Genomic DNA, 26458 nt, shown 5'->3' on the forward strand with positions numbered 1-26458 from the left:
TTATCGTTTCAAGATGTTCATTTCATCAACATTTACTGTCTTACGGTTACGGTAAAGGGCGATGAGGATCGCAAGCCCTACCGCAGCTTCAGCAGCAGCGACGGTAATTGTAAACAAGGAAAAAATTTGTCCGGTTATTCCCGGATTGATGCCGTATTTCGCGAATGCGACGAGATTGATGTTCACGGCATTCAACATCAATTCGATCGAGATCAGCACGATGACCGCATTCCTTTTCGTCAACGCCCCGAACAATCCGATACAGAATAGGATGAGTGCAAGGACGAGATAGACGGACAAAGGTACACTACTCATGATCCTCTGCCTCCTTTTCATCATCACGCTTCGCCAATACGATTGCTCCGACAAGCGCAACAAGCAACAGGACCGACGTCAACTCGAACGGGATGACGTATTTTGAATAAAGTTCAATCCCGATCTTTTCGGCGTTATCGATATGAAGGTCCTCAGCCTGTCCCCCGAGAGATAAATCATTGATTTGGAAGAACATGATGACGAAGAAGACGCCGATACCGGATAAAACCATGATCAACCTTGGAAGCCCGATTTTCGATTCTGTCTTATCATCATGTCGGGTAAGCATAATCCCGAACAGCATGATAATCGTGATCGCGCCCGAATAGATCAAAATTTGGACGAATGCGAGAAATTCAGCTGAAAGCATGATATAAAGTCCCGCAATCGATAAAAATGTGAAAACGAGCGCGATGACCATATGCACAACCTTCGTCAGGTTCAGCATGAGGACACCGCTCGCAATCGCCACGAGAGCGAGGATGAAGAATAAGATCAATTCACCATTCATGCCTTATTCTCCCTTCGCACATTCTTATCGTTTTCATCCAGCCACTCCAGGTTCTTGAATAATTCATCCCGGCTATATTCCGCAAGCTCGAAATTGTTCGTCATGACGATGGCTTCTGTCGGACATACCTCTGTACAAAGGTCACAGAGGATGCAGATTTCAAAATTGATATCATACGTATCGATGATTTTCCCCTTCTTGTTCGGATCGGGGTGCTTTTTACCGGTCAATTCGATACAGTCGGTCGGACAAATGCTGGCACATTGGTTACATACGATACATTTTTCCGGATAAAACTTTTGGATTCCACGGAATCGGTCTGGCATTTCGATCGGTTCATCCGGATATGAATACGTGACATTCTGCTTCGTTAAATTTTTGAGTGTGTATTTTAACCCTTTTACGAGTCCTTTCATGGTAATCCCTCCGTTAGAACCAGATTTCCTTAATCACCGCGCTGATGAAAATGTTGAGCAAGGCTAACGGCAATAATACTTTCCATCCAAATGACATAAGCTGATCTGCTCGTAAACGTGGTAATGTTGCACGTATCCAGATCATGACAAAGACGATGAAACTGAACTTGATCGCAAACCAGATGACGCCTGGAATGAATTCGAGGAACGGAATCGGGTTCCATCCTCCGAGAAATAGAATCGTCGTGATGGAAGCCATCGCAAACAGGTAAACGTATTCGGTGAGCATGAAAAAGGCCCATCTGAATCCTGAATACTCGACGTGGTAACCTGCAACAAGCTCCGACTCAGCCTCAGGTAAATCGAATGGCGTACGGTTCAGCTCAGCGACCGAAGCGATGATGAAGATGAAAAACGCTAACGGCTGAACGAACAAGTAGGCGAGATTTTTCTGTGCTTCGACAATTTCAACAAGGTTCAAGCTGCCGGTTAACAGGATGATACCAATGACCGACATGACAAGTGGCACTTCATAGGAAATCATTTGGGCCGCCGATCGCATTCCACCAAGCAATGCGTATTTGTTGTTCGATGCCCAGCCGCCCATCAGGATTCCGACTGTGGAAATGCCGGAAATCGCAATATAATACAGCAATCCGATCCCGATATCGGAGAACTTCAAGCTTTCAGAGAACGGAAGAACCGCAAGCACCATGAATGCTGGTGCAAAAGCGATGATCGGCGCCAGGATGAAGAGTGGTCGATCGGCCGCTTTCGGAATCGTGTCTTCCTTTAATAAAAGCTTCAGAACGTCAGCGACGGTTTGTAAGAGTCCAAGCGGTCCGCCGACCCGGTTCGGGCCGACACGGAGCTGCATGAACCCGATCACCTTCCGCTCTGCTAAAATTGCGTAGGTGACGAATCCGAGAACCATCATTAAGAGACCTGCGCCTAATGCAAAAAAGATCAACGTATTCAGGTAGGATGGTGCTGAGTAGAGAAGATTTTCAATCATCAACCATCCACCTCCCCGAGGACGATGTCAATACCGCCAAGAATCGTGATGAGGTTCGCGATATTTTCGCCTTCCAGCAGCTTCGGTAAAATCTGCAGATTATAGAAGGATGGCCGTCTGAACTTCAGGCGGTATGGCTCCTTCTTCCCTTGCGACGCGATGTAACAGCCGATTTCACCCCGAGGCGATTCGATCCGTACATACGTTTCACCGGCTGGTGGCTTGATGATCCGTGGCACCTTCGCCATGATGTCCCCTTCCGATGGGAACTGCTCGACGGCTTGTTCGATGATTTTCAACGATTCTTCAATTTCCGCCATTCTACATTTGTAGCGAGACCAAGCGTCTCCTTCATCAAAAACAGGAACGTCGAAGTCAAAACGGTCATAAAGAGAATATGGTTCTTTCTTACGTAAATCCCAATCCACCCCTGTACAGCGGAGGTTCGCGCCACTCAACGAGTAGGAAAAAGCGTCTTCCCGTGTATACTTGCCAATACCTTTTACACGGTTCAAGAAAATTTCGTTTCCACTGATCAGGTCGTGATAGCCTGCAAGCTGTGTACGCATATGCGGAACGAAATCGCGGACCTTTTCAATCCATCCTTCCGGCGCATCCCATTTCACTCCGCCGACCCGCATATAATTGAACGTCAGGCGGGCTCCTGAAATTTCATTCAGCATATTGATGATCATTTCACGTTCCCTGAACGCGTAAAGGAACGGGCTCATCGCCCCGATATCCAGTAAATATGTACCGAACCAGACGAGATGACTTGCGACTCTTCCAAGCTCCATGACAAGGACCCGCAAATAATCAGCTCGTTCTGGAATTTCCATCTCCATCATCGTTTCTACAGCGTGACAGATGATGTAATTGTTCGTCATCGCCGATAAGTAATCCATCCGATCTGTATACGGGATGATCTGTGTATATTGGAGATCCTCCGCCAGCTTCTCCGTACCACGATGGAGGTAACCGATGACCGGTGTCGCTTCCTTTATGATCTCACCGTCGATCTTCAGGACGATACGGAAAACACCGTGGGTACTCGGATGCTGAGGACCGACATTGAGGAGCATTTCTTCAGTACGAATCATAGGTTACACCTCCACATCATATGGTTCATAATCTTTTCGCATCGGATAGCCGACCCAATCATCCGGCATGAGGATCCTTTTCAGGTTCGGATGCCCTGTAAAATGTATGCCGAGTAAGTCGTATGCTTCCCGCTCCGGCCAGTTTGCCCCTGCCCATATCGGTGTGAGCGAAGCAGCTTCAGGCTGTTCTCTGTCGACCTTCACCTTCAATGCGACGGGCTGGTTGTTTTTAAATGAATACAAGTGGGTATAGATTTCCATGTGTGTTTCAAAATCGGTTCCGTGCAGTTCACTTACATACTCGAAATAAAGCTGTTCATTGAAACGCATGAATTCAGCCAGCTTATAATAGCTTTCACGTTTCGCGACGAGTGTTGGTACATCTTTCGCCAAACGGTTGATATAAGCGTCTTCCAGGATGTCATCGCCAAGGTTATCCTTTATGACCTTGACGTACTTGTCTAGGAGGGGTTGATTCGGTGATGGCTTTTCTTCGTCTGGCTCAGATTCTGCTTTCGCAGCTCCTGCAGTCCCTTGCTTCGCTTTTGCAGCGGCAGCGGCTTTTGCTTTCGCCTTGGCAGCAGCGATCGCCTTAGCTTTTTCATCATCTGGTGAGCCGCCTGATTTAGCAGCTTTTGCTTTCGCAGCAGCAGCAGCCTTCGCTTTGGCGGCAGCAATCGCTTTCGCTTTTTCATCATCGGAAGCGCCACCCGATGCTTGAGCTTTCGCTTTCGCAGCGGCAGCAGCTTTGGCTTTTGCAGCAGCTGCGGCTTTCACCTTGGCTGCAGCGGCAGCTTTTGCCTTTTCGTCCGCAGGTGCATCTGTTTGAGTAGAGGATTCTTCAGCCTCTTTCGCTGCCTTCTTCTCAGCAGCCTTGCGCTTTGCCTCTTCTACTGCTTTACGTTTCGCTTCCGCTTTCTCTTCTTCTGTCATCTCGGAAAACGGTTTTTCGGCACCGGGCGGTTCAGCGGACTCTGCCGCTTCCTTCGCTGCCTTCTTCTCAGCAGCCTTGCGCTTCGCCTCTTCTACTGCTTTGCGCTTCGCTTCCGCTTTCTCTTCTGGTGTCATTTCGGAGAACGGTTTTTCGGCAGCGGGCGGTTCAGCGGATTCTGCCGCTTCCTTTGCCGCCTTCTTCTCAGCAGCCTTGCGCTTCGCCTCTTCTACTGCTTTACGCTTCGCTTCTGCTTTCTCTTCTGGTGTCATTTCGGAGAATGGCTTTTCTTGATCGCTCATTTATCGGTCACCCGCTTTCCAGTCTTAGCTTCATAGCGGATTTTTTCTTGTAGTTTATTAATTCCATAGATCAGTGCTGCTGGATTTGGAGGGCATCCAGGAATATAAACATCGACAGGGACGATCTGGTCGACCCCTTTTACAACGGCATAGGATTTTATGTATGGTCCACCTGCTGTGGCGCATGAACCCATGGCAATGACCCATTTCGGTTCAGGCATTTGATCATATAGGCGCTTCAAAACAGGCGCCATTTTTTTCGTAACGGTACCGGATACGATCATCACGTCTGATTGTCGAGGGGAAGTACGGAATATGGAGCCGAAGCGGTCTAAGTCATAATGTGACGCGCCTGTCCCCATCATTTCGATGGCACAACAAGCTAACCCGAACGTGAGCGGCCATAACGAGTTACTACGCGCCCAAGCCTTCACCTGTTCGAGTGTGACAAAAAAGACATTCTTCTGAAGCTCTTGATGCTCTTGTGGGGAGATATCTTCTAATCTTACATCCATTTTAACACCTTCTTCTTCCACGCATAGATGAGTCCGATCAATAACATAACGATGAAGATCGTCATTTCAATCAAGGCAAAAATCCCGAGTTTTTCATACGCGACAGCCCATGGGTAGAGGAAAACCGTCTCGACATCGAAAATGACGAACAGTAAGGCGAAAATATAATAGCGGACATTGTATTGGACCCAGCTCTGATGAAAAGGCTCTATACCACTTTCATAAGTTGTCTGTTTCTCTTTGGTTGGCTTGGTCGGCCGCAGCAGTTTTCCAGCTGTCAATGCGACCACGGGTAAAAGAATTCCTAAGAGCAGGAACATGAGGACGACCAGATAATTGTTTTGATACAAGTGATAGAGCTCCATATGTACCTCCCGATCTGTCAAACATTATTATTGTTAGAAAGTTTTCAAAATTGTAATCGTTATCAATTATACCAAATACCATTTTGGGTGTCGACACGATGTATGGGAATGACTACCATTGTATTCAAAAGTCACCGGAACTTATGCCCATGCTGTTCAAAGGAACCGGTACATCGCGCATCCATTACCATTATCGGTTACTTTTCACTTATTTTTACCTATGAACCTGAAAATCTTTCATATGGAAAAGGAAGAGCTGCTCCGGCAGATGGAGCAGTCTCTTCCTTATAAAAAGACACCACCGTAAACAAGGGCTCCCATGATTACGAAAGCCGGGTGGATTTTGAGTTTTTCGAGGAACAAATAGCTAGCTGCTAGTAATGCGACGGTTTGTATCGCTCCGGATCCTTCATAGGAACTGATAAAAAATTGATAGGCCATCACACCGAGCAGAACAGCAATCGCCGGTCTCACCGTAATCGTCATCCGCTTCACTTTTTCCGAATCCTTATATTTCATTAGTACTTTCAAAAGAACAATCATCAATAGAAGTGAAGGAGCGATCGTGGCAAAAACTCCTACGAAAGCGCCGAGCCATCCAGCTTGCTCAAATCCGATATAGCCTGCCATTTTTGTCGCGATCGGACCTGGCAGCGCATTTCCGAGTGCGAGCACTTCACTGAACTCCTCAGTCGACATCCATTCATAGCGGTCGACAACCTCATTTTCGACTAACGGTATTGAAGCTGGTCCGCCACCGTAACCAAGGATCCCAGGGATGAAGAAGGCGAGGAAAATTTGCCAATAAAGGATCATGTCTCCTCCCTCCTTCTTTTACCACCGAACACGGCATACAGCAGTAAGAGTGCGATGATGATGCCGGGATGGATGTGAAGAACCTCCATCAAGATCCAGGATAGGCCGATGAACAGAATCGCCTGTCCCCAGCCTAGTCCCTGCTTCGATTTTTTCGTAAATTGCCATGTCAGCTGAGCGAGCATGAACCCGACTACAGGTACGACTGCTTTCGTCATGCCCTGGACCCACGGTTTGTCCTTGTACATGCTGAGGGTGGTGAGTAATGCAATCATAGCAAGGATCGAAGGCAGGATTGTCGCCAAAACTGCATTCACCATGCCCGTTATTCCTGCAACCCGGTAGCCGATATATCCAGCAAGCTTTGTCGCAATCGGTCCAGGTAGTGTATTCCCGAGCGCAAGAAGATCTCCAAATTCATCGTCTGTAAACCACTTATAATGCTCAACGACTTCCTTATGGACGAGCGGAATGGAGGAAGGACCTCCTCCGTATCCGAATATCCCCACTCGGAAAAAAGCGAGGAAAAGGGCGATTTGTTTGTTTTGTCGTTTCGGTTTTGTTTCTTCTTGGGTGGTTTTTACTCTTCCTTCTGTTACCAAGCAGCAACACTGCCATCTGTCCGGGATTCCGTTCCACCTGTAAGTACACCAGTTTCAGGGTCACGCCAAATGATTTGGCCCCTTCCGAAAGGTCCACCGTCGAGCGCCACCTGGATGTGATGCCCCTTCCGTGCAAGAGCTTGCGCGATGTGATTCGGAAAGTTCGGTTCAACGAGCACCTTTTTGTCCTCCATCCATTGCCAGCGTGGTGCATCAAGTGCCGCTTGCGGATTCAGATGGAAGTCCACCGTGTTCATGATGACCTGAAGATGCCCTTGAGGCTGCATGAATCCACCCATGACCCCGAATGGGCCAACAGGCTGGTCTCCTTTTGTCAGGAAGCCAGGGATAATCGTATGGAATGTCTTCTTACCGCCTTCAAGACGGTTATCATGGTCAGGATCCATGGAGAAATTGTGTCCACGGTTTTGTAGGGCGATGCCCGTCCTCGGAACGACGAGTCCAGAACCGAAGCCCATGTAGTTGCTTTGAATGAAGGAAACCATGTTCCCTTCCTCATCCGCAGTTGAGAGGTAGACGGTTCCACCTTTTGGCGGTTCGCCTGGTTCAGGCTGACGTGCTTGCTCGCCGATCAGCTTTCTGCGTTCCTCAGCATATGTATCGGATAAAAGGGCTTCTGCTGTCGTCGTCATAGAGCGTTCTTCTGAAACATATTTGAAACCATCCGTGAAGGATAGCTTCATCGCTTCAATCTGTTTATGATACGTTTCGACATCGTCCCTTGAAGTGAACTCGTATCCTTTTAATAGATTCAACGCCATAAGTGCGATGATTCCTTGCCCATTCGGCGGGATTTCCCAAACCTTGTAGCCGCGGTAATCGACACCGATCGGATCGACCCATTCAGGCTCGTAGTTTGCGAGGTCCTCTTTTCGGATGAACCCATTATATTTTTGGGAAAAAGCATCAATTTGTTCCGCTAGGTTCCCGCGGTAGAAGGATTCCGCTTTCGTCTCCGCAATTTCCTTCAACGTTGCAGCATGACCTTCAGATCGCCACACCTCACCTACCTCTGGTGCTTTTCCTTCAGGTGCGAACGTGTCGAACCAATGCTTGAATTCGTCATCAGTGAGCACTTTTTTAAAGTGTTCGGCTGCCGCCTTCCAAAACTTGCCGAGCGTCGGAGATACCGGGTATCCTTTTTCCGCATATTCAATTGCCGGTGCCAGCACTTCTGTTAATGGGAGCTTTCCGAATCGTTCCGATAAAGCAGCCCACGCGCTTGGTGCTCCCGGAACGGTTACCGGGGTCCAGCCGAATTTCGGGATTTCCTCCATCCCTCTTTCCTTTAAGGCCTCGATTGAAATCGACTGTGGTGAAGGTCCGCTCGCGTTCAAGCCATGGAGCTTTCCTTTCATCCAAACGAGTGCAAAAGCATCTCCTCCGATTCCGTTCGACGTCGGTTCGACAACGGTCAGGCAAGCAGCTGTCGCGATGGCAGCATCGACTGCGTTCCCGCCTTTTTTCAAAATGTCGAGACCGGCCTGCGCCGCCAATGGCTGTGATGTCGCTACCATGCCTTTCTTAGCGAAGGTTGTCATTCTTTGTGATGGATATGGGTTGTATAAATAATCCTGATTCATCTCTTTCATCCTCTCAATTGTTGGCAAAACTGCTATGTCCATTATATCGAGAATGAGCGGATGTTCAATGATTTTGTCTGAAAATTCTGTTTAGGTATAGGGATTTTTGAGTTAACATGTGGAATTTTCGTTGAATTAGGTGATTTTACGCCTAGCTTGGGGAATTTTGGGCCTGCCTTGTGGAAATTTCTCCTCAGCTTGGGTAATTTTCTCCGCGACTTGTGGAATTTCACGCTCAGCTTGGGGAATTCAGTATCTTTTTACTAGAAAATCCCCTCTACTGATCCTAATAAAAAAAGACCCCTTCGTTCCCGAAAGGGTCTTCCTTGTTTATTTTCCAGCAATATTGATTCGATTGATGGCACGGTCCAATGCGAGTTGGGCACGCGCGAAATCAACACCTTCTTGCTTGGATTCTTGCAGACGTTTCTCTGCGCGCTCTTTTGCTGCTTGCGCACGATCGACATTAATGTCAGTCGGTAGCTCGGCAGCTTGAGCAAGAATTGTGACCTTCTCTGGTCGTACTTCTATAAATCCACCACTAACAGCCAAGATCTGTGTATTGTTATCCTTCTTGATGCGGATTGCATTAATGGTTAACGGTGCGACAAGCGGAACGTGGCCTGGTAGGATTCCAAGCTCACCGCTGGTGGCTTTCGCGCTGACCATTTCTGCGCCTGTTTCTTCATACACAGGGCCATCAGGGGTGACGACACTTACTGCGAATGTCTTCATGAAACCCCTCCTCGGGCCTTAATCTTATGCCATTTGGCTAGCTTTTTCGACTACTTCTTCAATACGTCCTACAAGACGGAATGCGTCCTCAGGTACATCATCATGCTTACCATCAAGGATTTCACGGAATCCTTTGATCGTTTCCTTAACTGGTACGTAAGATCCCTTTTGTCCAGTAAACTGTTCAGCTACGTGGAAGTTTTGGGATAGGAAGAACTGGATACGACGAGCACGTGCAACTGTAAGCTTGTCATCGTCACTCAACTCATCCATACCAAGGATTGCGATGATATCTTGAAGTTCTTTGTAACGTTGAAGTGTTTGCTGAACTTCACGCGCTACGTTATAGTGCTCTTCTCCAACGATTTCAGGTGCAAGTGCACGAGAAGTTGAAGCAAGCGGGTCCACCGCTGGGTAGATACCCATCTCAGAAAGCTTACGCTCAAGGTTCGTCGTTGCATCCAAGTGAGCGAACGTCGTAGCTGGTGCCGGGTCAGTGTAGTCATCGGCAGGTACGTAGATCGCTTGGATAGATGTTACGGAACCTTTCTTCGTAGATGTGATACGCTCTTGCAATTGACCCATTTCAGTTGCAAGTGTCGGTTGATAACCAACCGCTGAAGGCATACGTCCTAGTAGTGCGGATACCTCAGAACCTGCTTGTGTGAAACGGAAGATGTTGTCGATGAAGAACAATACGTCTTGTCCTTGCTCATCACGGAAGTATTCCGCCATCGTCAATCCAGTCAATGCAACACGTTGACGAGCTCCTGGTGGTTCGTTCATCTGACCGAATACCATCGCTGTCTTGTTAATAACGCCGGAGTCTTTCATTTCGTAGTAAAGGTCGTTTCCTTCACGAGTACGTTCACCAACACCTGCGAATACGGAGATACCACCGTGCTCCTGTGCGATGTTGTTGATAAGCTCCTGAATCAAGACCGTCTTACCTACTCCTGCTCCTCCGAACAAACCGATCTTACCACCCTTAACGTATGGTGCAAGAAGGTCAACGACTTTGATCCCTGTTTCAAGGATTTCTGTCTTTGTTGTCAATTGATCGAATTTTGGAGCTTCACGGTGAATTGGGTCACGTTGGATCCCTTCAGCCAATTCTTCATCAAGGTCGATTTTTTCACCTAGTACGTTGAAAACACGACCTAATGTTACGTCACCGACTGGAACGGAAATTGGTGCTCCAGTATCTAACGCTTCCATTCCTCTAACGAGTCCGTCGGTGGAAGCCATCGCGACGGTACGAACAGTATCATCACCAAGGTGAAGTGAAACTTCAAGAGTAAGCTCGATCGCTTTCTCTCCCTCAGTGCTTTGGACTTTTAGTGCATTATAAATCTCAGGCAGGCTTCCGCTGTCGAACTGTACGTCGACGACCGGACCCATGACTTGAGTGATGCGTCCTTTGTTCATGTTTTTCCCTCCTAACGTCCTATTGAGGATGCTTTTATGTTCCAGACCAATTGGTCAATTCGTCTATTCAAGTGCTGCTGCTCCGCCAACGATCTCTGTGATTTCTTGTGTGATCGCTGCCTGACGTGCACGGTTGTAAGAAAGAGTGAGGCTTCCGATGATGTCTTCTGCATTATCCGTCGCACTCTTCATCGCTGTCATACGAGAAGCATGTTCACTCGCTTTTGCATCGAGTAAAGCGCCGTAAATCAAGCTTTCGGCATACTGAGGAAGAAGTTCTTCAAGAATATCTTCTTCAGAAGGCTCGTATTCATATGAGCTAGTCGATGATTTCTCTTCTCCACCGATATCCGTAAGTGGCAACAACTTCTTTTCTGTGAGATCCTGTTGGATTGCACTCACATAGTGGTTGTAATACATATACAATTCATCGTAGACGCCGTCTGCAAATCGTTTCACAGCTTCAGTCGCGATCGACTTGATCTCAGAGAATTCAGGCTGGTCGGCAAGACCGACGATGCTGTCTTCTACCGGCATGTTGCGGTTTTTGAAAAAGTTCAACCCGACTTTTCCGACAACGATGACCGTATACTCATCCGTCGATTTGTGTCGTTCTTGGATTGTACGATACACATGTCGAAGGACGTTACTGTTGTATGGTCCAGCGAGACCTCGGTCGGATGTGATGACAAGGTATCCTGTCTTCTTGACCTCACGTGTCTGCAGCATAGGGTGACGTGCGTTCGAGCTGCCACTCGCAATACCGGAGACGACCTCCTGGATTTTTTCCATATATGGTACGAAGGATTTCGCGTTGTTTTCAGCCTGATTCAATTTCGCAGCTGAAACCATCTCCATCGCCTTCGTGATTTGTTTCGTCTTTTTCGTTGAGTTGATACGCGTTTTTATATCACGTAACGATGCCACTCGTTTCACCACCTTTATTAAGGGGACGAGATTGAGCAATCCGTCCCATTATGATCCGAAAGAAAACGTTGATTGTATTGGATTACTCAGATACAACGAAAGTCTTCTTGAATTCGTTAATCGCGCCGTTCATGTCGTCTTCGTTTGGAAGGTTTCCAGTTTCACGGATTCCAGCAAGCAATTCCTTACGGTTATGATCTAACCAAGTATGGTATTCTTCCTCGAAACGTTGGATATCTTCAACTGGAATATCATCCAAGAAGCCACGAGTCAACGCATAAAGGCTGGCAACCTGCTTCTCAACAGCAAGTGGCTTGTGAAGGCCTTGTTTCAAAATTTCAACCGTACGAGCTCCACGGTTCAATTTCGCTTGAGTCGCTTTATCAAGATCAGATCCAAATTGAGCGAACGCTTCAAGCTCACGGTAGGACGCCAAGTCTAGACGTAGTGTACCGGATACTTTCTTCATCGCTTTGATTTGTGCGGATCCTCCAACACGGGATACGGATAGACCTGCGTTAACCGCTGGACGTACACCGGAGAAGAAGAGATCAGATTGCAAGAAGATCTGTCCATCTGTAATCGAGATAACGTTTGTCGGGATATACGCCGATACGTCACCTGCTTGCGTTTCAATGAAAGGAAGGGCAGTAAGTGATCCGCCACCTTTTGCATCACTCAACTTCGCAGCACGCTCAAGTAAGCGTGAGTGTAGGTAGAAAACATCCCCTGGGAATGCTTCACGACCTGGAGGACGACGAAGTAGTAGTGAAAGTTCACGGTATGCAGCCGCTTGTTTAGAAAGGTCATCATAGATAACCAATACGTGCTTACCGTTGTACATGAAGTCTTCACCCATCGTTACCCCAGCATATGGAGCAAGGTAAAGAAGTGGAGCTGGCTGAGACGCACTCGCTGTTACGACGATTGTGTAATCAAGTGCTCCATGCTCACGTAGTGTTTCAACAACACCTGCAACTGTAGATTCCTTCTGACCAATTGCAACGTAGATACAAATCATATCTTCGTCTTTTTGGTTAAGGATTGTATCGATTGCGATCGCAGTCTTACCAGTCTGACGGTCACCGATGATCAACTCACGCTGACCACGACCGATCGGGATAAGGGAGTCGATCGCCTTGATTCCAGTTTGAAGCGGCTCGTGTACGGATTTACGATCCATAACACCTGGTGCCGGGCTTTCGATTGGACGAGTTCTAGAAGTCTCAATTGCGCCCTTACCATCAACTGGTTGTCCAAGAGAGTTGACGACACGTCCAAGAAGTTCTTCACCTACAGGTACCTCCATGATACGGCCTGTACGCTTTACTTCGTCTCCTTCACGGATATCGACGTATGGTCCAAGAATGATGATACCGACGTTGTTTTCCTCAAGGTTTTGGGCCATACCCATTACACCGTTGGAGAATTCAACGAGCTCACCAGCCATGACGTTGTCCAATCCATGGACACGTGCGATACCGTCACCGACCTGGATGACTGTACCGACATCACTCACTTCTATTTCAGAAGAATAGTTTTCAATTTGTTGTTTAATTAGCGAACTAATTTCTTCCGCTTTAATGCTCATGAATTTCACCCCTATCGTTCTCGTCTCACTCGGAGACTAATTGACGTTGAATTCGGTTCAACTTACCGTTGACGCTTCCGTCGAAGATACGATTGCCGATCTTCACTTTGATCCCACCGATGAGATCCTGGTCAATCACGTTTTCGACACGAAGCTCGTTAACGTTTATACGTTCAGAGAACGTTTTTGAAATCGATTGTTTTTCTTCTTCTGTCAAAAGTCTGACGGAGTAGATCGTTGCATCTGCAACTCCGCGCTCTTCATTCGCCAGAAGGATATATTGGTCGACCATGCTCGGAATCATCGCTTCACGCTTACGGTCTACCATCAATAAAATTGTATTGTGGACAGGTTCAGACAATTGAGATCCGAGGATTTTTGAAAGCAATGATTTTTTGTCATCTGCAGAAATCTTCGGATGGTTCATGATTGTGAGCAGCTTCTCATTTTCTTCGAAAACTGCTTGTACGCCGCGAAGCTCCTTTTCAACCTGGTCAAGAGAATGCTTCTCTTTTACAACATCGAATAGAGCCGCTGCGTAACGCTTAGCTACAGCTTCTCTGTCCTTACTCATCGACCTTCGCCTACCTCTTTAAGATAATCATCAACAAGTTTTTCTTGGGCTTTTTCGTCCAATTCCTTGGAGATTACCTTAGAAGCGATTTGTACAGACAATGTTGCAACTTCATTACGTAATGTTTGTACAGCTTGTTCTTTCTCACGGTCGATCTCAGCAAGAGCAGCTTCCTTCATACGGTTTGCTTCCTCGCGAGCAGCTTTAAGGATGTCCTCCCCTTGTTGCTCACCTTGCTTTTTCGCTGATTCAATCAATGCTTGTGCTTCTTTTCGTGCTTCTTTCAATGCCTCAGTTTGTTGCTCAAGGTAAGCTTGAGCTTCCTTGCGGCTTGTTTCAGCTTCATTTATTTCATTTGAAATATGCTGTTCACGTTGTTTCATGATGCCCATCAATGGACCCCAAGCATATTTACGTAGCAAGAATAGTAAGACGATAAACGCTAGTAACTGAAATAACATGTCGCCGGCATTAAAACCACCCGCACCCAAAATAAGACTGTCAGGATTCAAGATATGCACAGCGGTTCCTCCCTTCATAGGTCATACATAAGGAATGGCGAGGTCCCACATAGAACTTCGCCATTATGAAAACTACTGGTCAGGCTAATCGTTAAGGCTATTAGCTACCAAGTACGATAAACGCGATAACGACACCAATGATTGGAAGTGCCTCAACTAGTGCGATACCGATAAACATTGTTGTTTGAAGCGTACCACGCAATTCTGGTTGACGAGCAATTCCTTCAACTGTACGTCCTACGATAAGACCGTTACCTACACCGGCACCAATTGCCGCTAGACCTACTGCAATTGCAGCTGCGATTAAATTCATTTAAATTTCCTCCTTGGAATGTATTAGTTTTATAATTTCTTCCCATAAATGGGGTTGTTCATATTGGAAATAAAGAGTTGTGTTGCCTTAGGTTCAAGAGTTAAGACTGAAACCTAGTGTTCATCACTGATCTTATGCGCCATGTAAACCATGGTCAGCATTGTGAAAATAAATGCCTGGATGACGCCGACGAAAATACTGAATCCTTGCCATATCAGCATCGGTACGAAGGATAAGATACCCGCGAAAACCCCTGCGGTTCCTGCGACGGCCAACAATCCAAGCAAGACTTCACCTGCATAGATGTTTCCGTAAAGTCGGAGACCGAGTGTCAATGTGTTCGCGAATTCTTCGATGATCTTAAGCGGGAACATGAACTTCATCGGTTTGAAGAAGTCACTGCCGTATGATTTGGCCCCTTTGACTTTCACCGCATAGAAGTGTGTCAGTACGACAACCATTATTGCGAGTGTCAACGTGATTGTCGGATCAGCTGTTGGTGATTTCCACCAGAGCTCGTGATCATAAGCGATTGCAAATGGTAGTCCCAGCATGTTGGAGACGAATATGTACATGATAATCGTCAAGCCAAGTGTCAGGAATCGGCCACCTGTTTTCCAGTCCATCGTGCTGTTGATGATTCCTTTTACGAAATCGACGAGCCATTCCATGAAATTCTGCATCCCGGTCGGGCGCATCTGGAGACTGCGAGAGCCGAGTACTGCAATGATGAAAACAATTACGGAAGCAATTGTGATCATGAGAATGTTAGAAGGGTTAAAAGTTAAACCTAAAAGTTCGAGTGAATGCGGCGCTTTGTGTTCCAATTCTTTCACCTCTTTTCCCCAAAGTTCATTTAGAAGCAATATAAAAATCTATCAACATGATAAGGTATATCATGAGTAAACCTACTACTACCGAGATCAAGTCGAAATACTCTGGATAACGAGTGGCAATGAGAACGGCAAGTCCTGCTGTCATCAATCTTGATAACGAGCCCATCGTCCTGACCTTCTTTCCTTCGACGACAGCTTGTCCAACTCGATCGATCTTCCTGTGCATCGACCAAACGTTCAGGACGCTTACAGCAACCCCTAGCAGAAGTCCGAGGAATACCTGCTTGTAACTGGTGAAGCCCCAGCCTAAGACGAAGATCGCAGCAAGGTACAGTCCGTATTTTATGTAGCGACGAAAGGCATTGTTGTAAGTCGAGAGGTGCTCTGTCATTGGTCCTCTTCTCCAAAAAATCGTTGTATTAACTTGATCGTCCCGTATACTCCTGCTGCCAAGCCAAGAAACAGCCCGATGATCATAAGGAACGGACCTGTACCAAACGTTCGGTCCAACCATATACCTCCGAAGACGCCGACTAGAATGGATCCAACCATTTGCGAGAGAATTCCAGACATTAGGGCCATCGAATAGAGAGGTGATCGTTTATCCGTGCGCATAAGCCGCACCCCTTTTCTTAGGACTTGGTCGAGGGATTCAGATGTAAAAATCCGGTAAAAATGCGGAGTTTCAAACGAGAACTAAAAAGTTGTCGGATGCTTATAATGATAGGCATGAAAACCTTATCATACATCCTTTGTAAGAATACTATAGCCACTAATACATGTCAATTGCGTTAAAGCCAATTTCCATGGTAAGATTTGAAAACTTTTTGAACCTTTTTCCCATGTGTGTTCAGCGTATTACTTCGTACCGAACAAACGGTCTCCTGCATCACCGAGACCTGGGACGATGTACCCCTTTTCATTCAGGTATTCATCCAGTGCCCCTAGATAGATATCCACATCAGGATGGGCTTCTTGAACCATTTTGACACCTTCAGGCGCAGCGATCAGACACATGAGCTTGATGTTTTGTGCCCCGCGCTTCTTCAGGGACTCAATTGCAGCAACGGCAGAACCGCCTGTCGCAAGCATCGGATCGATTACGATGAGTTCACGTTCTTCAACATCACTAGGAAGTTTCACATAATACTCAACCGGTTGGAGCGTTTCCGGATCACGGTATAGACCGACGTGTCCGACCTTGGCCGCTGGAATCAGCTTCAAAATGCCATCAACCATGCCAAGTCCTGCACGAAGGATCGGCACCAATCCTAGCTTTTTACCCGCAATTGTGTAGGCTTTCGCTTCAGAAACAGGTGTTTTCACTGTCACTTCTTGCAGGGGAAGTTCGCGTGTGATTTCAAAAGCCATCAATGCTGCAACCTCATCGACAAGCTCTCTGAATTCCTTCGTTCCAGTGGTCACATCACGAATATATGTAATCTTATGTTGGATCAGCGGGTGTTCCAGAACGTGTACTTTACTCATTCATCATCTCTCCTTTAAAAGTGTATGAGACTTACAAGTTGTCTTAATACCTATCATCCTAGGTACAGACAGGTTTTTTGCCTCTCGAAAATTGTACAGAAAATCCGGGCCAAGTTCAACACGATCGAGCAGGAAAGTGTCCCCTCCCCCAAAAACAGTACAATCTAATCAAAGTGTCAGGCACTTTCAGAGAAGCCTTGTCCGGCGCGGGGTCTGAGTTGGTGCCTGACACCCAACGGCCCCCTTACTCCCCCAACGGGTTGAGAATGGTGCCTGACACCACTACCGAGACCACAATAAAAAGGATGACCGCTCGGGGTCATCCTTTCCTTCTCTTCTACTATTTTGGTTCTTTCTATTATGTCTTTCTATTATTTTGCTTTTCTTCTCAACAACTATTTTGCGATCCAGTCCTTTGTCTTATAAGGATCGATATTTATTCGTACAGCTTGTATTTGGAGGAGAGCGTTTCGACGCGTTCGCTCGCTTCCTTCATTACCTGCTCATCATCCGGGCTGCGTAGGACAAGTGCGATGATGGATGCGATTTCCTTCATGTCATCTGCATCGAATCCTCTCGTCGTAACCGCTGCTGTACCGAGGCGCAAACCACTTGTGACGAACGGGCTTTCAGGATCGAACGGTATCGTGTTCTTGTTCGTCGTAATGCCGATATCATCAAGAAGACGCTCCGCAACTTTCCCCGTCACGTTCATGCTTCGTACGTCGACAAGCAAGAGATGGTTATCCGTACCACCGGATACAAGTGACAATCCTTCTTCCTTCAATGCATCACCTAGAGCGCGGGCATTGTCCACAATCGCTTTCGTATATGTGCGGAAGTCGTCCTGAAGCGCTTCTCCAAACGCGACTGCTTTCGCAGCGATGACGTGCATCAATGGACCACCCTGGATCCCTGGGAAGATTGATTTATCGATCTTCTTCGCAAACTCTTCCTTACAAAGAATCAAACCGCCACGAGGGCCTCGCAACGTCTTGTGCGTCGTCGACGTCACAAAGTCTGCATAAGGGACCGGGCTCTGGTGTAGTCCTGTCGCAACAAGACCGGCAATGTGCGCCATGTCGACCATCAAGTATGCTCCGACTTCATCAGCGATTTCGCGGAACTTCTTGAAGTCGATTTGTCTTGGGTAAGCGCTTGCACCTGCAACAATCAGCTTCGGTTGGTGTTCTCTCGCTAACGCTAATACATCATCATACTGGATCGTATGGTCTTTCTCATCCACGCCGTACTCGACAAAGTTATAAAGCTTACCACTGAAGTTGACTGGGCTTCCGTGTGTCAGGTGACCGCCATGTGACAAGTTCATTCCAAGCACGGTATCGCCTGGCTCCAATACTGTGAAATAGACCCCCATGTTCGCTTGAGCACCAGAATGCGGCTGCACATTTGCATGCTCTGCGCCAAACAATTTCTTGGCACGGTCTCTCGCTAGATTTTCTACGACATCAACGTGTTCACAGCCGCCATAATAACGACGTCCAGGGTAGCCTTCTGCATATTTGTTCGTAAGGACAGACCCTTGCGCTTCCATGACCGCCTGGCTTACAAAGTTCTCGGACGCGATTAATTCAATCTTGTTTCGCTGTCGTCCTAATTCTTCCTGTATCGAGTTGAATAATTCTGCATCTTGCTTCTGAAGTTGTTCCATGATTTCACTCCTTTACTGACCTCTAAACGATTTCGAAATTTTGCAACGCTTCTATTTTATCATTATTACTATAGTCCCGTAATGGTAAACACACCTTTTTATTGAAGAGTTCTGTAAAAAAGGATTCTAAATCCACGCGTCAACTGTCATAACACCACTAAAAAACCGACCTCAGGAGACATGCTCCCAAGATCGGTTCATCATCGTTCAATATTCATATTAAAATGACGTCAATTCTTCTTTGGCTGGGTAGACAGCTCGTTCGCCCCCGATCAATTTCGGACGGGTACGTGCTAAGGTGACGTGCGCATGGCCGATCGACTTCACCTTTGACCTCACAGGAACAGCAACGTGCTTCAAATGCATACCGATGAACGTATCCCCGATGTCGATTCCAGCATCTGCTGAAATGTGTTCAACAATTACAGGGTCACTCAAATGGTGGTAGGCATAAGTTGCAAGTGCTCCACCGGCAGATCTTACCGGCACCACGGTTACGATTTCATAGCCACGTGCAATTGCAGTCTCCCGCTCCATGACAAGAGCTCGGTTCAAATGTTCACAGCATTGAAAGGCAATTTGGACACCGGTTTTGTTCCGGAATTGAGTAATTCCCTCGTAAAGCTGGTGGGCAACATCCATCGTTCCGGAAGTGCCGATCACTTCACCTAACACTTCGCTTGTGCTGGCACCGACAACTAACAAATGATTTTGAGACAAAGGTGTTGCTTGCTCCAGATCCTCCAGGGCTTCGACAACTTGAGGTTGAATCTGATGCAACGTTTCGTCCATTACACTCTTCCTTTCTCTATTTCCCCTTTAATCGGGAAAAAGCTGTGTGTCATTCCACACCCATTGCTTCAACGTCTTTAATTTTGTTCACACGGCGTTCGTGACGACCGCCTTCAAATTCCGTTTGCAACCAAACCTTTGCAATTTCTTTTGCGAGACCAGGTCCGATGATTCGTTCTCCCATCGCCAATACGTTGGAATCATTGTGCAGTCTCGTCACTTTTGCACTGAATAGGTCATGGACAAGCGCACAGCGGACACCTTTCACTTTATTCGCTGTGATCGACATTCCGATTCCTGTTCCACAAATGAGGATGCCACGATCCGCTTCCCCTTTGGATACTTTTTCAGCGACAGGGAGGGCATAATCCGGGTAATCGACGGAATCTTCACAGTTACAGCCGACGTCTTCATATTCAACGCCAATCTCATCCATAACTTCTTTTATATCTTCTTTGATCTTGTAACCTGCATGGTCACTTCCGATTGCAACTTTCATTGATAAAAAGCCTCCAGTGGTTTGATGTTTTCCTACATTGTAAAGGGAATGACGATCGACTTTCAACAGAACGGATTCCCTATCTTTTTTATCGCAGTTTTTGCTCAGATTTTCAACTATATTTTGTAGCCAACTTTTGTATCAGTTCGTCCAATTCTTCATAAGTTTGACAATATACTTCTTTTGGACCACCGTATGGGTCTGAAACATCCATGGCCGGTACGGTCTGCTCAAGCTCCTGGGCTTCTTTCACCAAATTTCCGATCTGCTTCTCCAGGGCTAGACGCTTGGCTTTCTCGCCTTCATCGAGCTCATACAGATCCATTCGCGCTTGTTCAATTTTGTCGTAAAGCTGCTCTAATTTGTCAAACGTTTCTTTATTCTCCAACACATGTTCCTTCAATGTAGAAACATGGCTCATTTTGGATGGGAATTGAGCAACAATCGCCTGTTTATGTCGCGAAGTCATCGTCAGGATCAAATCCGCCCAATCTACGAGATCCTGTGTAAGAGGTTGTGAGCGATGGTCGATTTCGATTCCATTATCCTTCAACACTTCGATTGATTGGTGGCTGGCAGGACTTCCCTCAGCTGCAAACAATCCTGCTGATTTCACTTGAATCGAGCCATTGGCATGATATTTCATCAACGCCTCTGCCATCGGGCTCCGACATGTATTTCCAGTACAAACGAATAAAATGTTCATCCTAAGCCTCCTAATGGTAGCTTGTCTGTTCTATTGGGTATTTACTCTTATTCTAATTCATCGCTCAAGAATGGTTCAACTTTGTTAAAGGATTCACCACAACAGTTTCAGACCGAAGGACAATAAAATACATCCGCCTAGCGCCTCGCCATAGGATCCGAACCATTTCTGGGTCTTACGCCCGATGAAGAGCCCTAACCATGTCAATCCCATGCTGATCATACCAAACAGTAGGATCGTCACAATGATTTTCGCTCCAAAAATACCTAGGCTTAACCCGACAGAAAAGCTGTCAAGGCTGACACTGACTGCAAATAACCAGACACCGAGACCCTTTGGGGTAATCAATGGTTCATCGGTGGATCGGAAGGAGGAATAGATCATCTGGACACCAAGGATGACCAGCAAAATTCCACCAATCCACGTTGCAAGATTCCCGAAATATATCGTTAACTGTTTTCCTACAGACATGCCTAATAAAGGCATGACCATATGGAATACACCGATTAGCATACCGATTTTGAAAATTTGACGGAGACGTAGCGTAATCATCCCCATTCCCAATCCCATGGAAAAAGCGTCCATCCCGAGTGCACATGCCATGATTGTCAGTGTGACCAATTCGCCGAGCATCGCAGTATCCACGTACGTCTCCCCCTTCACCCCTACTCCAACCTATGCATGTCTATTTCGAATTAGACATGTCTTCCAATTTACAGGAAAAAACTCGATGGGTTCGAAGGAATCTATACTCTCTATCGTGAATGTATAGTTGGATACTTTTTATTATCAGGCGTGGACAAATTATTAGAGCGGAGGATCAGCATGAACCATTCCAAGTCTCAGACCTCACAATATAAAAATCGTAAAGCTTCCCTGGCCAAAACATACGAGTTCGAGGTGGCTGACCAGGTTCAAGACAGCTTGATGTTCATTGTAGAGAAGAAAGAATCCACCTACCATTTCATCACATGCCAAGGAGCCCTGCTCCAGAAGTTCGGTTACGAGGACGATGCCTTCAACGGAAAACAGATTGATGAGTGTCTTCCGAAATACCATGCAATCAGGAGAGCCATATCGTATGATCGGGCATGGGAAGGAAACTCAGTTACATATGAAGATACATTAAATGGCATACCCTATATGGGCGCCGTATCCCCTGTCTATGATGAGAAAGGCGAAGTGACCCGCTTGCAGGGATTCTGTGTGGACATGAGCAAGAAAAAACGAGCTGAAGAAAAGCTGAAGGAGAGGGAGTACTATTTCCGGACCCTTTTCAACTATCATCCTGATGGGATCTTTACATTAAATAAAGACGGCCGGTTCCTTTTTATCAACCCCGCCGTTTCACAAATTTGCGGTTACGATGAACATGAATTGTATCAGACTCATTTCATGCCATTGATCGTGCCTGAGGAAAGGCAAAAGGCAGAGGACTTTTTCCATCGAGCGAAACAGGGAGAAATGCTCCATTTCGAGACATCTGTCTTCCACAAGGATGGTCATCAAATCGACCTGCAGGTCACGAACATTCCAATCAACATTGATGGGGAGATACACAGTATTTACGGCATCGTCAAGGATATTTCATGCAGGAAAAAAAGCGAAAAAGAGCTCCACCATTTAAGGCATCGGATTGCTTCGATGATTTATCAATCTGCTGACTCCATTGCGGTCTTTGATCTGAAAAATCATCTGATCAGTGCAAACCCCGCCTTTGAAGCCTTTTACGGGTGGACGGAAGAAGAGTTGATTGGAAAGACGGTCCCATACATACCAGAAGAAGAATTGAAAACATACCTACATATTATTAATAAGGTGAAAAAAGGAGAAAAATTTACAGGACTGGAATCAACACGCATTCGAAAAGACGGGACGAAGTTTTACGTAAGCGTGACGTTCTCACCACTTCATGATGAAGACGGAGACATAATCGGTTATTCAGCAATCACAAGGGATATCCACTCCCAGAAGATTGCACAAGAGGCCCTTCGGAAAAAGAACGAACAGTACCAAATCATCACCGAACATACGATGGATTTAATCAGTGTGTTCAATGCAGATGGACAGATCATGTACTCCTCTCCCTCTCATTATGCCGTCCTTGGATATGAGAGTGGTTCTTTCACAGACCTGGAATGGACAGAGATCGTCCATCCTGAGGATTTACCTGATTTGCTGAAATCGATCGCCAATCTGAAAAACTCCAAGCAATCGATGAAAATGGAGGTCCGAGTGAAGAATTCGGAAGGCCAATGGCTTACTCTTGAAACATACGGAACAGCGGTCGTCAATCATAAAGAGGAAGTCGATTCCATTGTCACCATTTCCCGTGACATCACAGAACGAAAGAAAACGGAGGACTTTTTACGAAAGTCGGAAAAGCTTGCGGTATTAGGACAGCTTGCAGCAGGAATTGCTCACGAAATAAGGAATCCGCTCACCTCCTTGAAAGGATTCACACACCTGTTGAGGGCGAACGCATCTGAAGAAGAGCATGACTATTATCAAATCATGCTTTCTGAGCTTGAGCGAATCAACACCATTGTCGGTGAGTTCATGATGCTTGCGAAGCCACAACCGAAAAATGTGAAGAAAAACGATATAGGGAGGGTTCTGAAGGAAGCTGCTTCGCTATTAGAAGCTCAAGCCAACCTTCATAGTATTGAATTCATCCTCGACCTCGACTCGGAGCTTTTCCTTGAATGCGAGGCGGACCAATTGAAGCAGGTCTTCATTAACCTGATGAAAAATGGAATTGAAGCGATGGAGGATGACGGAAAGCTTCTTAAGATTAAAGCGAAAAAGGAGCAGGACGCGATTGTCATCTCTTTTAAAGATGATGGCTGCGGAATCCCGCAGGATAAGATCGATCATATCGGGGAGCCGTTCTATACGACGAAGGAAAAAGGAACAGGCCTCGGCATGATGATTTGCAATAAAATCATCGAAAACCATAACGGCAAGCTTGAAATTGAAAGTGAAGTCGATAAAGGAACGGTCGTCACCCTTACCTTTCCAAAAGCATGAAGATGAAGAAGGCCGCATAATGCGGCCTTCTTTCATTTTGGTAGTTAATCCTGCCCTATGTTCAGCTTTTTCTCCGTTTTGAGGGAGGATAGCGCCTTTATCTTACCCTAACTTCAGTATTTTCCCGCTTTTCGGGGAGGATAGCGCCTTTACCTTTCCCTAACTTCATCTTTTCCTCGGTTTTCGGGGAGGATAGCGCCTTTACCTTTCCCTCATTTCACCTTTTTCTCAGTTTTCGGGTAGGATAGCGCCTTTATCCTACCCCAACTTCAGCTTTTTCCCAGTTTTCGGGTAGGATAGCGCCTTTACCTTTCCCTAACTTCAGCCTTTCCTCGGTTTTCGGGGAGGATAGCGCCCAAAAAAACTCCTCAATTAGAAAAAGCTGATCCAATGGATCAGCTTCCTTTTATTTTTCAGTCAGCACTTGGTTGCCAGCTGCTTTTAAAAGCCGGTTCATGAGCGCTTCTCCTATTCCTTCGATTGGATACATTTCGGCGAGGATCACATCAACATCAGTGTCATCGAACGCACGAAGCTGATGATACAGCTTTTGTGCAATCCCTTCGACATGACGAACAGAACCGAGTCTCTTCACTTCATCTGCGGAAATCTCGTCTGCGAGTTCATCACTGACGAGGATCCCTACCTTCTTTCCGTCCGCTCGATACTGGTCAACACATGACTGGAAGAACGCCATCGATCCGTCCACTAACAATAAGGGTGCATCCGGTGCGTAGTGCGTATATTTCATTCCAGGAGATTTCGGGATTTGTTCTTGTTCAAACAATGCGTTATCCCAGACGACATGGTCAACGACGGACTCAAGCTGTTGTTTGGATACGCCACCTGGTCTGAGAATCGTCACTTGTTCGCCAATCACCTCGACGACCGTCGATTCAAGCCCGACACCCGTCGTTCCGGCATCGATGATTCCTTTTATACGACCATTCAAATCTTTATAGACATGCTCACCGATCGTCGGGCTAGGTTTACCCGACCGGTTCGCACTCGGTGCTGCAATCGGTACCCCAGCTGCTTCAATTAAAGCCAACGCGACAGGATGGTCCGGCATGCGTATCCCCACACTCGTCAGGCCAGCTGTCGTACGGTCTGCAATGGATTCTTTTTTCGGTAAAATAATCGTAAGCGGCCCTGGCCAGAATGCATCCATCAAGCGCTTAGCGGTTTCCGACCATGAAGCGGCAGCCTGCTCGAGCTGTTTTTCATTTGCGATATGCACAATCAGTGGATTGTCGCTCGGGCGACCTTTTGCTTTGAAAATTTTTTCGATTGCAGAATTTGAGCACGCATTGGCTCCAAGTCCATAAACGGTCTCGGTAGGAAAAGCAATGACCTCTCCTTCTCTTATCCACATCGCCGCCTCTTGTATTGCCGGATGCTCGGTTAAGTTATCCACATTTTCCACATTCCATTTTGTCGTTATCAACTGTTCCATGTGGGTAAATACTCCTTTAAACGATAGATTATACCGGGCTTTCCACATTTTACCCACAAGCTTTCCGGATTTGTGGATATCGTTGTGGATAACGTTGTGTACAAGAGGAATCTGACAATGCTTTCACCGGACTACTCCCTAGCCCATCTCGACTAAATGGCGTTTCATAATAGCGATTTGGTCGCGATCATATTGTTTGAGATGGGGGGTGTTAAGGAGCTCTTCCGGCACTTGGTCATACGGGACTTCAGTAAACCCGAGTGCGTAGAAGATGGAGGTCACGCGCGTCAACAGGTAGACCGTCTGGACACCTTGATGATCGGCGAGCCGTATGATTGCTTTCAGTAAGCGAAGCAATAACTCCTCTGAGGAATACTCTTTATCTAACACAAGCGATCGTATGAGCCCAACATCACCATTCCGTTCAAGTCCGACTGTTCCTGCCATTTTCTTTTTGTCCGTTTCCAATATGATGAACGTCTGGATGCACTGTTCGATTCCTTCACTTGATAACCCGGCCTGCGCTACAAATTGTTTAATAGATGGGGCATCGTTCGTTTCTGCGGGACGAAACGATAACATCTCACCCTCTCCTTTCTAGCAATTCTACTCTATTCTATGAAAGGAGAGAAGAGAATATCCCATTTTTATAAAAAGCAGAAGTGTCCGCTCAAACGAGAGATCACTTCTCACATGTAAAAGAAGAAGGAATCTATTAGTTTAGGCAAATAGATTCCCGAGTGCGATTGTAATTTTTTCAAAAAGCTCGAAGACGAAGAATTTCACTTCTGCATCTTTCTCAAGCTTTTCGCCTGAATTGTCCACAGCTTGGACTTCATCATTTTCGGATTCAACAGCGTCACCATTTTCAAAGTCGAGGAAGCATAGCGGCGGGAATAATACACACCACCAGTTCGCGCCTTTCGCTTCTCCGATTGAGATCAATACAGCCTCGTACTCACCCGCAGGGTAGATGAAATCCCCGTAAAGCTTCGTTGGAAAAGCGACGTTTCCGAAATCGACCGAAAAGCTTTCCTTGATGCCTTGATTCGTCAACGCTTGCTGGACGATTTGTTTGATGGATGGGAGCTCACGCTTGATGATTGCTCTCGCGTCCTCCAGCGATTCGATTCCAAAAACCCATTCTGTGATCTGTCGGTTGACCTCATCGCGGATCGACCGTTTCAATTCCTGATCAGCTGCAGAATCACTGTTTGCAAGGATACGTAATCGGATCGATTCTTCTGGAATCATTTGCTCTGGAATATCATTGAATGAAGCATTCGCTACCTTTATTTGTGTTTCATAGAATACGACCATTATCATCAAAATCAATAGCATCGCTACGATTGTTTTCCGTTTCATCTCTCACCCACACCCTTTCTGGTAAACAGTGTG

Annotated in this window: 31 protein-coding genes; 1 reads left to right on the forward strand and 30 read right to left on the reverse strand. The window is 46.5% G+C overall.

Annotated elements, in window-relative coordinates; genetic code table 11:
- From nuoK to V1497_RS17700, 27 genes are all read right to left on the reverse strand, one after another.
- Positions 1 to 315 carry an NADH-quinone oxidoreductase subunit NuoK gene (gene nuoK / locus V1497_RS17570; RefSeq protein ID WP_349408812.1) on the reverse strand — a complete coding sequence of 105 codons (315 nt, stop codon included), beginning with the start codon at positions 313 to 315 and terminating at the stop codon, positions 1 to 3.
- A complete protein-coding gene (locus V1497_RS17575) occupies positions 308 to 826 on the reverse strand; it encodes an NADH-quinone oxidoreductase subunit J (RefSeq protein WP_349408813.1) in 519 nt (172 codons plus the stop codon). The genes nuoK and V1497_RS17575 overlap by 8 nt, the downstream gene beginning before the upstream one ends.
- On the reverse strand, positions 823 to 1242 hold the full coding sequence (gene nuoI, locus V1497_RS17580) for an NADH-quinone oxidoreductase subunit NuoI (RefSeq protein WP_349408814.1): 420 nt from the start codon (positions 1240 to 1242) through the stop codon (positions 823 to 825). The genes V1497_RS17575 and nuoI overlap by 4 nt, the downstream gene beginning before the upstream one ends.
- A 13-nt stretch (positions 1243 to 1255) precedes the next feature.
- Entirely contained in the window at positions 1256 to 2257 is a 1002-nt protein-coding gene (nuoH, locus tag V1497_RS17585; RefSeq protein WP_349408815.1) for an NADH-quinone oxidoreductase subunit NuoH, read from the reverse strand.
- Positions 2257 to 3357 carry an NADH-quinone oxidoreductase subunit D gene (locus V1497_RS17590; RefSeq protein WP_349408816.1) on the reverse strand — a complete coding sequence of 367 codons (1101 nt, stop codon included), beginning with the start codon at positions 3355 to 3357 and terminating at the stop codon, positions 2257 to 2259. The genes nuoH and V1497_RS17590 overlap by 1 nt, the downstream gene beginning before the upstream one ends.
- A 3-nt stretch (positions 3358 to 3360) precedes the next feature.
- Positions 3361 to 4590, reverse strand: coding sequence for an NADH-quinone oxidoreductase subunit C (locus V1497_RS17595; protein WP_349408817.1), 1230 nt, complete (start codon positions 4588 to 4590; stop codon positions 3361 to 3363).
- Positions 4587 to 5105: an NADH-quinone oxidoreductase subunit B family protein gene (locus V1497_RS17600; protein WP_349408818.1), complete on the reverse strand. Its 519-nt coding sequence runs from the start codon at positions 5103 to 5105 to the stop codon at positions 4587 to 4589. The genes V1497_RS17595 and V1497_RS17600 overlap by 4 nt, the downstream gene beginning before the upstream one ends.
- On the reverse strand, positions 5096 to 5470 hold the full coding sequence (locus V1497_RS17605) for an NADH-quinone oxidoreductase subunit A (RefSeq protein WP_349408819.1): 375 nt from the start codon (positions 5468 to 5470) through the stop codon (positions 5096 to 5098). The genes V1497_RS17600 and V1497_RS17605 overlap by 10 nt, the downstream gene beginning before the upstream one ends.
- A gap of 285 nt (positions 5471 to 5755) precedes the next feature.
- Positions 5756 to 6283 (reverse strand): chromate transporter, encoded by a 528-nt coding sequence (locus V1497_RS17610; RefSeq protein ID WP_349410868.1) that lies wholly within the window; start codon positions 6281 to 6283, stop codon positions 5756 to 5758.
- On the reverse strand, positions 6283 to 6888 hold the full coding sequence (locus tag V1497_RS17615; protein ID WP_414703582.1) for a chromate transporter: 606 nt from the start codon (positions 6886 to 6888) through the stop codon (positions 6283 to 6285). The genes V1497_RS17610 and V1497_RS17615 overlap by 1 nt, the downstream gene beginning before the upstream one ends.
- On the reverse strand, positions 6882 to 8492 hold the full coding sequence (locus V1497_RS17620) for a gamma-glutamyltransferase family protein (protein ID WP_349408820.1): 1611 nt from the start codon (positions 8490 to 8492) through the stop codon (positions 6882 to 6884). Before V1497_RS17620 ends, V1497_RS17615 begins: the two co-directional genes overlap by 7 nt.
- A 330-nt stretch (positions 8493 to 8822) precedes the next feature.
- The gene (locus tag V1497_RS17625) at positions 8823 to 9227 is read right to left on the reverse strand and encodes a F0F1 ATP synthase subunit epsilon (RefSeq protein WP_349408821.1); all 405 of its coding nucleotides are present in this window, start codon (positions 9225 to 9227) and stop codon (positions 8823 to 8825) included.
- Positions 9228 to 9251: 24 nt separating this feature from the next.
- Positions 9252 to 10655 (reverse strand): F0F1 ATP synthase subunit beta, encoded by a 1404-nt coding sequence (atpD, locus tag V1497_RS17630; RefSeq protein ID WP_349408822.1) that lies wholly within the window; start codon positions 10653 to 10655, stop codon positions 9252 to 9254.
- A gap of 63 nt (positions 10656 to 10718) precedes the next feature.
- Positions 10719 to 11582 carry a F0F1 ATP synthase subunit gamma gene (locus V1497_RS17635; protein ID WP_349408823.1) on the reverse strand — a complete coding sequence of 288 codons (864 nt, stop codon included), beginning with the start codon at positions 11580 to 11582 and terminating at the stop codon, positions 10719 to 10721.
- Between the two features lie 82 nt (positions 11583 to 11664).
- The gene (atpA, locus tag V1497_RS17640) at positions 11665 to 13173 is read right to left on the reverse strand and encodes a F0F1 ATP synthase subunit alpha (RefSeq protein ID WP_349408824.1); all 1509 of its coding nucleotides are present in this window, start codon (positions 13171 to 13173) and stop codon (positions 11665 to 11667) included.
- Positions 13174 to 13198: 25 nt separating this feature from the next.
- Complete coding sequence (locus tag V1497_RS17645; protein ID WP_349408825.1) at positions 13199 to 13747, reverse strand: F0F1 ATP synthase subunit delta; 549 nt, start codon at positions 13745 to 13747, stop codon at positions 13199 to 13201.
- Entirely contained in the window at positions 13744 to 14208 is a 465-nt protein-coding gene (gene atpF, locus V1497_RS17650; RefSeq protein ID WP_349410870.1) for a F0F1 ATP synthase subunit B, read from the reverse strand. The genes V1497_RS17645 and atpF overlap by 4 nt, the downstream gene beginning before the upstream one ends.
- Positions 14209 to 14368: 160 nt before the next feature.
- On the reverse strand, positions 14369 to 14581 hold the full coding sequence (gene atpE, locus V1497_RS17655; protein WP_236337349.1) for a F0F1 ATP synthase subunit C: 213 nt from the start codon (positions 14579 to 14581) through the stop codon (positions 14369 to 14371).
- Between the two features lie 113 nt (positions 14582 to 14694).
- Positions 14695 to 15408, reverse strand: a complete 714-nt coding sequence (gene atpB, locus V1497_RS17660; RefSeq protein ID WP_349410871.1) for a F0F1 ATP synthase subunit A — start codon at positions 15406 to 15408, stop codon at positions 14695 to 14697.
- Between the two features lie 25 nt (positions 15409 to 15433).
- Positions 15434 to 15808, reverse strand: coding sequence for an ATP synthase subunit I (locus tag V1497_RS17665; RefSeq protein WP_349408826.1), 375 nt, complete (start codon positions 15806 to 15808; stop codon positions 15434 to 15436).
- Entirely contained in the window at positions 15805 to 16032 is a 228-nt protein-coding gene (locus tag V1497_RS17670) for an AtpZ/AtpI family protein (protein ID WP_349408827.1), read from the reverse strand. Before V1497_RS17670 ends, V1497_RS17665 begins: the two co-directional genes overlap by 4 nt.
- A gap of 243 nt (positions 16033 to 16275) precedes the next feature.
- A complete protein-coding gene (upp, locus tag V1497_RS17675; RefSeq protein WP_349408828.1) occupies positions 16276 to 16905 on the reverse strand; it encodes a uracil phosphoribosyltransferase in 630 nt (209 codons plus the stop codon).
- 436 nt (positions 16906 to 17341) lie between these two features.
- Positions 17342 to 18577: a serine hydroxymethyltransferase gene (glyA, locus tag V1497_RS17680; RefSeq protein ID WP_349408829.1), complete on the reverse strand. Its 1236-nt coding sequence runs from the start codon at positions 18575 to 18577 to the stop codon at positions 17342 to 17344.
- A 219-nt stretch (positions 18578 to 18796) separates the two neighbouring features.
- Positions 18797 to 19369 carry a TIGR01440 family protein gene (locus tag V1497_RS17685; RefSeq protein WP_349408830.1) on the reverse strand — a complete coding sequence of 191 codons (573 nt, stop codon included), beginning with the start codon at positions 19367 to 19369 and terminating at the stop codon, positions 18797 to 18799.
- 49 nt (positions 19370 to 19418) lie between these two features.
- On the reverse strand, positions 19419 to 19868 hold the full coding sequence (gene rpiB / locus V1497_RS17690; RefSeq protein WP_349408831.1) for a ribose 5-phosphate isomerase B: 450 nt from the start codon (positions 19866 to 19868) through the stop codon (positions 19419 to 19421).
- A 112-nt stretch (positions 19869 to 19980) separates the two neighbouring features.
- Entirely contained in the window at positions 19981 to 20574 is a 594-nt protein-coding gene (locus V1497_RS17695; protein ID WP_349408832.1) for a low molecular weight protein arginine phosphatase, read from the reverse strand.
- A gap of 93 nt (positions 20575 to 20667) precedes the next feature.
- On the reverse strand, positions 20668 to 21207 hold the full coding sequence (locus tag V1497_RS17700; RefSeq protein WP_349410872.1) for a manganese efflux pump MntP family protein: 540 nt from the start codon (positions 21205 to 21207) through the stop codon (positions 20668 to 20670).
- Positions 21208 to 21399: 192 nt separating this feature from the next.
- On the opposite strand from V1497_RS17700, the gene V1497_RS17705 reads away from it, so the two are divergent.
- Positions 21400 to 23604, forward strand: coding sequence for a PAS domain S-box protein (locus tag V1497_RS17705; RefSeq protein ID WP_349408833.1), 2205 nt, complete (start codon positions 21400 to 21402; stop codon positions 23602 to 23604).
- 406 nt (positions 23605 to 24010) lie between these two features.
- On the opposite strand, the gene V1497_RS17710 is transcribed toward V1497_RS17705, so the two are convergent.
- The 3 genes from V1497_RS17710 to spoIIR form a co-directional block, all read right to left on the reverse strand.
- On the reverse strand, positions 24011 to 25051 hold the full coding sequence (locus V1497_RS17710; RefSeq protein WP_349410873.1) for an L-threonylcarbamoyladenylate synthase: 1041 nt from the start codon (positions 25049 to 25051) through the stop codon (positions 24011 to 24013).
- Between the two features lie 147 nt (positions 25052 to 25198).
- A complete protein-coding gene (locus V1497_RS17715) occupies positions 25199 to 25642 on the reverse strand; it encodes a GNAT family N-acetyltransferase (protein WP_349408834.1) in 444 nt (147 codons plus the stop codon).
- Between the two features lie 138 nt (positions 25643 to 25780).
- Positions 25781 to 26425 (reverse strand): stage II sporulation protein R, encoded by a 645-nt coding sequence (spoIIR, locus tag V1497_RS17720; protein WP_349408835.1) that lies wholly within the window; start codon positions 26423 to 26425, stop codon positions 25781 to 25783.
- Between the last annotated feature and the right edge of the window lie 33 nt (positions 26426 to 26458).

Origin of the sequence: Pseudalkalibacillus sp. SCS-8, from assembly GCF_040126055.1 — a bacterium.
GTDB classification, from domain to species: domain Bacteria; phylum Bacillota; class Bacilli; order Bacillales; family Fictibacillaceae; genus Pseudalkalibacillus; species Pseudalkalibacillus nanhaiensis.

Coding starts and splice junctions, on each gene's coding strand:
- atpD (WP_349408822.1), bottom strand. CDS start 10,655: ATGAACAAAGGACGCATCACTCAAGTCATGGGTCCGGTCGTCGACGTA.
- nuoH (WP_349408815.1), bottom strand. CDS start 2,257: ATGATTGAAAATCTTCTCTACTCAGCACCATCCTACCTGAATACGTTG.
- spoIIR (WP_349408835.1), bottom strand. CDS start 26,425: ATGAAACGGAAAACAATCGTAGCGATGCTATTGATTTTGATGATAATG.
- V1497_RS17600 (WP_349408818.1), bottom strand. CDS start 5,105: ATGGATGTAAGATTAGAAGATATCTCCCCACAAGAGCATCAAGAGCTT.
- V1497_RS17590 (WP_349408816.1), bottom strand. CDS start 3,357: ATGATTCGTACTGAAGAAATGCTCCTCAATGTCGGTCCTCAGCATCCG.
- V1497_RS17670 (WP_349408827.1), bottom strand. CDS start 16,032: ATGCGCACGGATAAACGATCACCTCTCTATTCGATGGCCCTAATGTCT.
- upp (WP_349408828.1), bottom strand. CDS start 16,905: ATGAGTAAAGTACACGTTCTGGAACACCCGCTGATCCAACATAAGATT.
- V1497_RS17695 (WP_349408832.1), bottom strand. CDS start 20,574: ATGAACATTTTATTCGTTTGTACTGGAAATACATGTCGGAGCCCGATG.
- V1497_RS17605 (WP_349408819.1), bottom strand. CDS start 5,470: ATGGAGCTCTATCACTTGTATCAAAACAATTATCTGGTCGTCCTCATG.
- V1497_RS17705 (WP_349408833.1), top strand. CDS start 21,400: ATGAACCATTCCAAGTCTCAGACCTCACAATATAAAAATCGTAAAGCT.
- V1497_RS17620 (WP_349408820.1), bottom strand. CDS start 8,492: ATGAATCAGGATTATTTATACAACCCATATCCATCACAAAGAATGACA.
- nuoK (WP_349408812.1), bottom strand. CDS start 315: ATGAGTAGTGTACCTTTGTCCGTCTATCTCGTCCTTGCACTCATCCTA.
- V1497_RS17685 (WP_349408830.1), bottom strand. CDS start 19,369: ATGGACGAAACGTTGCATCAGATTCAACCTCAAGTTGTCGAAGCCCTG.
- glyA (WP_349408829.1), bottom strand. CDS start 18,577: ATGGAACAACTTCAGAAGCAAGATGCAGAATTATTCAACTCGATACAG.
- V1497_RS17595 (WP_349408817.1), bottom strand. CDS start 4,590: ATGAGCGATCAAGAAAAGCCATTCTCCGAAATGACACCAGAAGAGAAA.
- atpF (WP_349410870.1), bottom strand. CDS start 14,208: ATGTTATTTCAGTTACTAGCGTTTATCGTCTTACTATTCTTGCTACGT.
- nuoI (WP_349408814.1), bottom strand. CDS start 1,242: ATGAAAGGACTCGTAAAAGGGTTAAAATACACACTCAAAAATTTAACG.
- atpA (WP_349408824.1), bottom strand. CDS start 13,173: ATGAGCATTAAAGCGGAAGAAATTAGTTCGCTAATTAAACAACAAATT.
- V1497_RS17575 (WP_349408813.1), bottom strand. CDS start 826: ATGAATGGTGAATTGATCTTATTCTTCATCCTCGCTCTCGTGGCGATT.
- rpiB (WP_349408831.1), bottom strand. CDS start 19,868: ATGAAAGTTGCAATCGGAAGTGACCATGCAGGTTACAAGATCAAAGAA.
- V1497_RS17700 (WP_349410872.1), bottom strand. CDS start 21,207: ATGCTCGGCGAATTGGTCACACTGACAATCATGGCATGTGCACTCGGG.
- V1497_RS17715 (WP_349408834.1), bottom strand. CDS start 25,642: ATGTTATCGTTTCGTCCCGCAGAAACGAACGATGCCCCATCTATTAAA.
- V1497_RS17665 (WP_349408826.1), bottom strand. CDS start 15,808: ATGACAGAGCACCTCTCGACTTACAACAATGCCTTTCGTCGCTACATA.
- atpE (WP_236337349.1), bottom strand. CDS start 14,581: ATGAATTTAATCGCAGCTGCAATTGCAGTAGGTCTAGCGGCAATTGGT.
- V1497_RS17645 (WP_349408825.1), bottom strand. CDS start 13,747: ATGAGTAAGGACAGAGAAGCTGTAGCTAAGCGTTACGCAGCGGCTCTA.
- V1497_RS17625 (WP_349408821.1), bottom strand. CDS start 9,227: ATGAAGACATTCGCAGTAAGTGTCGTCACCCCTGATGGCCCTGTGTAT.